The 7,632-nt window shown below is 68.9% G+C and carries 6 protein-coding genes; 4 read left to right on the top strand and 2 right to left on the bottom strand.

Annotation, left to right across the window (positions count from 1 at the left end; all coding sequences use genetic code 11):
- Positions 1–279: 279 nt before the first annotated feature.
- Together FV222_RS12520 and FV222_RS12515 are read right to left on the bottom strand one after the other, a co-directional pair.
- Positions 280–1,662: a 2-hydroxycarboxylate transporter family protein gene (locus FV222_RS12520; RefSeq protein ID WP_147754734.1), complete on the bottom strand. Its 1,383-nt coding sequence runs from the start codon at positions 1,660–1,662 to the stop codon at positions 280–282.
- Between the two features lie 364 nt (positions 1,663–2,026).
- Positions 2,027–3,685, bottom strand: a complete 1,659-nt coding sequence (locus FV222_RS12515; RefSeq protein ID WP_147814475.1) for a porin — start codon at positions 3,683–3,685, stop codon at positions 2,027–2,029.
- A 570-nt stretch (positions 3,686–4,255) separates the two neighbouring features.
- Here FV222_RS12515 and FV222_RS12510 point away from each other — a divergent pair.
- The 4 genes from FV222_RS12510 to FV222_RS12495 all read left to right on the top strand — a co-directional run.
- Complete coding sequence (locus FV222_RS12510; protein WP_147754112.1) at positions 4,256–4,510, top strand: acyl carrier protein; 255 nt, start codon at positions 4,256–4,258, stop codon at positions 4,508–4,510.
- A 125-nt stretch (positions 4,511–4,635) separates the two neighbouring features.
- Positions 4,636–5,778, top strand: a complete 1,143-nt coding sequence (locus FV222_RS12505) for an acyl-CoA dehydrogenase family protein (protein WP_147814477.1) — start codon at positions 4,636–4,638, stop codon at positions 5,776–5,778.
- A 41-nt stretch (positions 5,779–5,819) separates the two neighbouring features.
- The gene (locus tag FV222_RS12500; RefSeq protein WP_246685438.1) at positions 5,820–6,746 is read left to right on the top strand and encodes an amino acid--[acyl-carrier-protein] ligase; all 927 of its coding nucleotides are present in this window, start codon (positions 5,820–5,822) and stop codon (positions 6,744–6,746) included.
- Positions 6,747–6,751: 5 nt separating this feature from the next.
- Positions 6,752–7,632 (top strand): DUF1839 family protein (locus tag FV222_RS12495; RefSeq protein WP_147814473.1); only part of this gene is annotated, 881 nt, incomplete at its 3' end.

Below are 7,632 nucleotides of genomic sequence, written 5' to 3'. Positions count from 1 at the left end.
AGGCACACCGGCTGCCGCGCTTCGGTCACCAGGACCCGAAGCCGCCAGACGAGCGCATCGCGGCCGACGAGCCCGGACGCGTGGCGGGCTTCGGCGTCGCGCGGGCGGATCGTGCCGGAGCGGTTCGGCCGGATGAGGTCTCGGGCTGTCGCGAGCATCAGGGAGCGTTCCGATTCGGGCCGCCGGCGGCGGTCCCGAACCAGAGTGGCGGCAGAGGGTGAAGGTGATATTAACCCTGGGTTGTATTTAGCGCACCGGTTCCCGCGCTCATGGGCCAGGTCAGCCCGCGATGCCGGTCAGCCATTTCAGGGTGATCAGGGTGCCGGTCACCGTGAGCGCACCGCCGATCCGCGTGGCGATCTGGGCGAACGGCATCAGCGCCATCCGGTTGGAGGCCGTGAGGATCGCCACGTCGCCGGTGCCGCCCTGCCCCGAATGGCAGGCGTTCACGATCGCGGTCTCGATCGGGTACATCCCGAGCAGGCGCCCGACGACGAAGCCGGTGCCCATCAGCGTGGTCACGGTGGCGACGATGGTGATCAGGTTGGTGACGGTGAAGGCCGCCATCAGCTTGTCCCACGGGGTGAGCGCGACGCCGATGGCGAAGAGCAGCGGATAGGTCATGCCGGTCTGCACGAACTTGTAGACCACGAAGCCGCCGGCCTGGAGATGGGGCGAGACCGCGCTCGAGAGCTTGGCCAGCACCGCCAGGAACAGCATCGCCACGGGCGCCGGCAGGCCGGTGAGGTGGTGCGCCATCACGCCGAGGAGATAGAGGGTGATCGCGGTGAGCCCGGCGGCGGCGATGGTCGAGACGTCGACCTGGCCGGAATTCGCCTCCTCCTTCGCGACCGCGTCGCCGGGGAGCGTCCCGTCGTGGTCGGGCTGAAGCTTTCCCTCGCCGGTCAGGCCGGGATAGCGCTTGCCGACGAAGTTCAGGGTGCCCGAGAGGATGATCGCCGTGAGGCTGCCGAGCATCACCGGCGGCAGCACCTGGGCGAACACGTCGCCCTGCGGCTGGCCGAGGATCTGGGCGTAGCCGATCGAGAGCGGGATCGCGCCCTCGCCGACGCCGCCGGCCATGATCGGCACGACGATGTAGAAGAAGGTGTGGTGGGCGCCCAGGCCCAGCATCGTCCCGACCAGCGTCCCGACCGCGGCCGCGACAACCGAACCCACAGCCAGCGGCACGAAGATCTTCAGGAAGCCCTTGATCAGGACGTCCCGGTCCATCCCGAGGATGGAGCCGACGATGATCGCCGCGATGTAGATGTAGAGGAAGTTGGTGAACTTCGTGAAGTCGACGATCGCCTTCTCGACCTGCGGCGGGATCAACTTGTAATAGACAAGCGCCGACGGCACGAAGGTCGCGAAGATCGCCCCCGCGCCGATGTTGCGCAGGATCGGCAGCCGCTTGCCGATCTCGGCGCAGGTGAAGCCGCCGAGCACCAGCACGGCGATCATCGTCGGGCCGTCGGGGCGGATCTCGCCCTCGGCGGTCAGGATCGCCAGGAGCACCGCGACGATCACATAGATCGGCAGCGGAATGATGCCGATCTGGGTGTCGACCAGCCGCCACCAGCCGAGAGGCCAGAACCGGCGCGACGGCTCCGAGGCCGAGACAGGTCGATCCGCGAGCGGCGGTGAGGTGAGGCGCGTCACGGGGTTTCCTCCGAAGATCCGGCCTCTTGGCGGGCCGGTCCAGTCCTGCCGCCGGCGGCGACCTGCCGGGCGTGCGGCACATCGAGATCGGATCGCGGACGGATGAGACCGCGTTCGGTCCGACTCGGGCGGGCCGGACGTTGCCGGCGACGCTTTGATCTCATCCCGAAGCGGCTTCGAAGGTCAATGCCTCCCGCACGTGCCGGTGGAGAGACCGCCGCGACTGTCTCAAACCTGCGACGACGCGCACGGCCCGGCACGAAAAAGGCCCGGCTGCGGCAGCCGGGCCTCGATCGTGCCGTGGGTCTCTCGAAGCCCCGCGTCGCGCGGTTCCCTCGGGGACCGCGCGACGTCTCTGCCTGACTTAGAAGTCGCGCTGGACGCGGGCGCGGACCTGGAAGACGTCGTCGCTGGTGGTGGTGCGCACGAACCCGCCGGCGTTGATCGCGGCGACACGGGCGACCGAGTAGGCGGTCGGATCCTTGTCGGTGTCGATCACGCGGCCGTTCTTGACGCCGATCTGGGTGTAGAAGCCTTCCACTCCGATATCGAGGTCCTTGACCGGCGACCAGATCAGGCTCGCGCCGGCGACGAACTGGTAGGTGTCGCGAAGCGCCTGGCTGAGATTGTAGAACCGGGTGCCGGGGGCGCCAACCGAGTTGGCGCCGAAGTTGACGGTGTTGAGGCTGTTGTAGAGCGCGTAGGCGTTGCCCTGGCCGGCGCGGGCGCCCGCCGTGAACGACTGTTCGCCGTAGGAGCCGAAGAAGGCCGAACGCCACTCAGGCGACCAGTAGTGCAGATACGAAGCGACGGCGGTGAAGCTGTCGGAGGTCGAGAGCTGACCGGTGAAGGGATTGATCACCGCGTCAGAGAAGTACTGCGCGAACTTCTGGCCCTGGATGGTGGTGGTGCTCTGCGTGAACGAGCCGGTGTACGAGGAGTAGCCGGTGTAGAGCTGCGCACCGTTGCCGTAGGCGCCCTGCAGGTAGAGGGTGTCGCCGGGGGCGATGAACGGCATGTTGACCTTCACGCCGCCCTGCACGGCGTAGCCGTAGGTGTTGTCGGTGTGGGCGATGCTGACGTTCGTGCCGGCACCGGTGCCGGCGCCTGCAGCGACGTTGCCGACGTTCAGCTCGTGCACGGCGGCCGAAAGCTGGGCCGAGCCCCAAGCGGCGTCGTATCGGACAGCGCCGACGAAGTCGGGCATCCGGCTGCGCTCGATCGCATCGATGGTGCTGTAGCGGGTCGGGGTCACGCCGGTGTAGCCGATGAAGACGGGAACCGGCGAGCTGCCGAGCAGCAGGCCCGAGTTGGCGAGCGCCGAGTTGGTGGTGACGTTCGAGACGTTGATCGTCGGCGAGAAGATCGGCGTGCGGCGATAGGCCGGGTCTTCCATCGAGATCGTTGCCGAGAAGCCGTTGCCGAGCGTCGCGGTGTAGGCGGCGAGGTTGGTCGAGGCCATGTCGGAGCCGGCGGTGGCACCGGCGAACTCGAAGTCGTGGGCGTAGAAGTCGAAGAACGACGCGGCGCGACCGGCGGTGAAGCCGGCGAACTGCACGAAGGCCTTGTCGACGTTCGAGTACTGCTGCAGGCGGCCGAAGCCGTCGACGCCGGTGGCGGCGAAGGCCGTGCCCTGGCGCTGCTGGGTCCCGGAGGTGCCGACGCCCGAGTAGCCGGAGCGGCTGCCGGCATCGAGGCGGATGAAGGCGCGGAGCGTGCCGTAGGCGGTCTGGGTGCGGGCATCGACGTTGATGCGCATGCGGCCCTGGTAGCCGGTCAGGTCGCCGTTGCCGGCGGCGCGGGAGTAGCTGGCCTGGTAGCCGGCCTCGAGGCGGGCGCGGCCCGAGAGACGGATGCAGGTGTCGGTGCCGGGGATGTAGAAGAAGCCGGCGCCGTAGGCGGTGCAGACGCGGACGTATTCGATCGGGGCGGCCTTCTTGACCGGCAGATCGGCAGCCTGGGCGCCGGCGACGGCGGCGAAGCCGGCGGCCGAAGCGAGCAGGGTGCTCTTCAAGAGCGACATAGATATCTCCAAAAGCTTCGAGACCCGAGGATCGTACGGTCGCGCGGCCGGGGCCGATCGCGACGTACGTTTCTTGTGCGGCCCGCTTTTTGGGTGCGGGCTCATCGGGCCCGCTTTTGCGATGCCCCCAGTGCCCGATCACTGTGTGCGAACCGGTTCCCCCGAGCAATGTCGAATCGTCCGCCAAGACCTCGTGCGACGCCGCTGTTGCATGACGGCAACGAATCGACTGGCCTTTAGCCAGCTTGCTGACGGATGTAGCAATCTGTTTCGCCCATCCCGTCGCGGAACGCGTCGAAACACAGATCCGGACCGCACTTCGCATTCCGATTGTGCGCAATGTCGTTCTTTCGATCTGCGGCATGCTTCGGATCGTGATCTTGCACGTCGCGTCGTGGCCTCACCGCGTTTGGCCCTCGTGGCGTATGGCGGCGAATACCTGATTTCAGCGAGTTAGATACGAGAACTTAGGCATTTACTAATAATTAAGTTAACTTTATTGTCGAGTAAGAATTGACGATCATAGTCTAGGCCGGCATCTTGGATTCGCTTCAGATGGTGTTGCGTATGATGATTTCCTCTCAAGACATCCGCGAGACCCTCGGCGGGATCGAGTCCCTCTCCGGCCAAGTGGACCGGCTCTCGGACGACGACGATCTGTTCGACAAGGGGCTGTGCTCCTTCGGATCCGTGCAGCTGATGCTGGCGCTCGAGGAGCGCTTCAACATCGAGTTCCCCGATCATCTGCTGAACCGCACCTCGTTCGCGACGATCCGGGCGATCCGCAGCACCGTCACGACGATCGTCGAGCCGGTGGACGCATGAACGCGCTCGCCCAGATGAGCGCGCTCGCCGAACGCATCGCCGCCGACCCCGCCCCGGGCGAAACGATTCCTCCCGAGCCGGTTCTCGACGAATCGCGCCTTCCCGCGCCGACCTTCGCCGAGCGCATGCGCCGGGTGGCGCAGGTGGCGGCGCTCCATGCCGACGCGGTCGACCGCGACGGGCGGTTCCCCGCCGAGGCGGTGGCGGCCCTGCGCGCGGAGCGGCTGCTCGGGATCCAGATCCCCGAGGCCCTGGGCGGCGAGGGCGCCGACATGAGCCGGATGGCCGAGGTGTGCTTCAGCCTGGGGCAGGCCTGCGCCGCCACCGGGATGGTGTTCGCGATGCACCAGATCAAGGTCGCGAGTCTGGTCACCCACGGGGCCGAGAGCCCCTGGCACCGCGCGCTGATGCAGCGGGTGGCGGAGCGGCAGCTGCTCGTCGCCTCGGCGACCACCGAGGGCGGCATCGGCGGCGACCTGCGCAACAGTTTCTGCGCCGTCGAGGCCGAGGGCGACGTGTTCGCCTTCCGCAAGGACGCCACCGTGATCTCCTACGGCGCCCACGCCGACGTGATCCTCGCCACCGGCCGGCGCCATCCCGAGGCCGCCTCCTCCGACCAGGTCCTGGTCGCGTTGACGTCCGACCAGTTCACCCTGGAGCGCACCAGCCGCTGGGACACGCTCGGCATGCGCGGCACTTGCAGCGACGGCTTCGTGCTCGCCGCCCGCGACGTGCCGGTCGCCCAGATCCTGCCCAAGCCCTTCGCCGAGATCGCGGCCCAGTCGATGCTGGCCGCCTCGCACCTCCTGTGGAGCAGCGTCTGGTTCGGGATCGCGAGCCATGCGCTCGACCGGGCGCGGACCTTCGTGCAGGCCGAGGCCCGCCGCCGGCCGGGCACGGTGCCCCCCGGCGCCCTGCGCCTGGCCGAGGCGACGAGTTCGCTGCAGGCGATGAAGGGGACGATCCAGGGCGGCCTGCGCCACTACGAAGAGGCGCAAGGGTCGCCTGCGGCGCTCGGTTCGATCGGCTTCGCGATCGCCCTGAACAACGTCAAGACCACCGCCTCGACCATGGCGGTGTCCATCGTGCAGGTGGCGCTCGGGATCGTCGGCATCGCCGGCTACAAGAACGGCACCCCGTTCAGCCTCGGCCGGGCGCTGCGCGACGTGCTCTCGGCGCCGCTGATGATCAGCAACGACCGTATCCACAGCAACACGGCCAACCTTCTGCTGGTGCAGAAGGGCGGCGGCAAATTCCTGGGCGCGTGATGGACAGCTTGGCCGATCCCACCTCCACGCCGTTCGAGGCGCTGCCGTCCGCCGGGGACGAGGCGGAACCGCGTTCCTTCCTCGACCGCCTGTTCGACCGGGGCCATCTGGTACGCACCGGGATCGACGGCCTCTATGGCCGCGGCGGCGACTTCGAGAGCGTGGTCGAGGCGCTGGATGCCCTCGTCTCCCGCCTCGGCGCGGCCGACGGGGCCGAGCGGATGCGCTTCCCGCCGGGGATGAGCCGCCCGGCCTTCGAGCGCAGCGGCTACCTCAAGGGCTTCCCCAACCTGGCCGGCACCGTGCACAGCTTCTGCGGCGACGAGGCCGCCCATGCGCGTCTCCTCGCCTGCGTCGAGGCCGGAAAGGACTGGACCGAGGACCAGGCCTGCACCGACATCGTTCTGACGCCGGCCGCCTGCTACCCGCTCTATCCGGTGGCCGCCGCCCGCGGTCCCCTCCCCGCCGAAGGCCTGCTGTTCGACCTGCAATCCTACTGCTTCCGCCACGAGCCCTCGGTCGAGCCGACCCGGATGCAGATGTTCCGCATGCGCGAATACGTCCGCATGGGCTCGCCCGAGCAGGTGCTGGCCTTCCGCGAGGTCTGGCTGGAGCGCGGCACCGCGATGATGCGCGACCTAGGCCTGCCGCTGGCGGTCGACCCGGCCAACGACCCGTTCTTCGGGCGCGCCGGGCGGATGCTGGCCAACAACCAGCGCATGCAGGGGCTGAAGTTCGAGCTCAACGTGCCGGTCAACAGCACGGAGCAGCCCACCGCCTGCCTGAGCTTCAACTACCACCAGGACCATTTCGGCAGCACCTGGGAGATCGGCCAGGCCGACGGCGCGGTCGCCCACACGGCTTGCGTCGGGTTCGGCCTGGAGCGGATCACGCTGGCGCTGCTGCGCCACCACGGCCTCGACCTCGCCGCCTGGCCGGCGGACGTGCGCAAGCAGCTCTGGGGCTAGGATCGGTGTCGGCCGCCCTCGCCCTCGTCCACGATGCCGCCTCGGCGCCCGCCTCGCATCCGCTCCACGCCCAGGACCGCGCGTGGCCGGAGACCAACTGCTACGTCGACCTCTGGATCGAGCTGCTGCACGGGCGCGGGTTCGAGCCGGAGGCGATGCTCGGCTTCACCCTGCGGCAGGACTTCGAGGGCGACCAGTTCACCTTCTTCAAGCCGTCCATGGCCGACATCGAGGCGCTGTACGGCTTGCGCCTCGAGGAACTCGCCGTCTACGGCGGGCTCGAGCGCCACGCCGCAATCCAGGCCGCCCGCGGCTGCCCGGTGCTCGTCGAGGTCGACGCGATCCACCTGCCCGACACCGTCGGCACCACCTACGGCCGCGACCACGCCAAGACGACGATCGCGATCCTCGCGCTCGACGAGCGGCGTCGCACCCTCGACTACCTTCACAATGCCGGCCGCTTCCAGCTCTCCGGCGCCGACTACGACGGGATCTTCGGCCCCACCCTGCTGCCGCCCTACGCCGAGTTCGTGAAGGTGGTGGCCCCGCCCCTGCCACCCGGCGCCCTGCGGACGGCCGCCCGCACGATGCTGGGCGCGCACCGCGCGCGCGCGCCGAAGACGAACCCCGTGCGCGCCTTCCGCGACGCGCTGGCGGGGACCGGAGAGGATCTGGTGCGCCAGCCCCTGTCGGTGTTCCACAGCTACGCCTTCAACACCACGCGCCAGCTCGGGGCGAACTTCGAGCTCCTCGGCAGCCACCTCGCTTGGCTCGACGCCTCGGGCCTCGCCGAACTCGGCGCGACCGCCGAGGCGGCGACGCGCCTGGCGCAGGAGACCAAGGCGTTCCAGTTCCAGCTCGCCCGCGCCTTCGGCCGCCGCAACGC

The organism is Methylobacterium sp. WL103 (assembly GCF_008039885.1).
GTDB classification, from domain to species: Bacteria; Pseudomonadota; Alphaproteobacteria; order Rhizobiales; family Beijerinckiaceae; genus Methylobacterium; species Methylobacterium cerastii.
The sequence above is the reverse complement of the archived record's forward strand: the minus strand, read 5'-3'. Positions and strand labels throughout refer to the sequence as shown.

Excerpts from the sequence above, each read along its gene's own strand:
- FV222_RS12515 (WP_147814475.1), bottom strand. The coding sequence starts at position 3,685 with ATGTCGCTCTTGAAGAGCACCCTGCTCGCTTCGGCCGCCGGCTTCGCC.
- FV222_RS12510 (WP_147754112.1), top strand. The coding sequence starts at position 4,256 with ATGATTTCCTCTCAAGACATCCGCGAGACCCTCGGCGGGATCGAGTCC.
- FV222_RS12505 (WP_147814477.1), top strand. The coding sequence starts at position 4,636 with ATGCGCCGGGTGGCGCAGGTGGCGGCGCTCCATGCCGACGCGGTCGAC.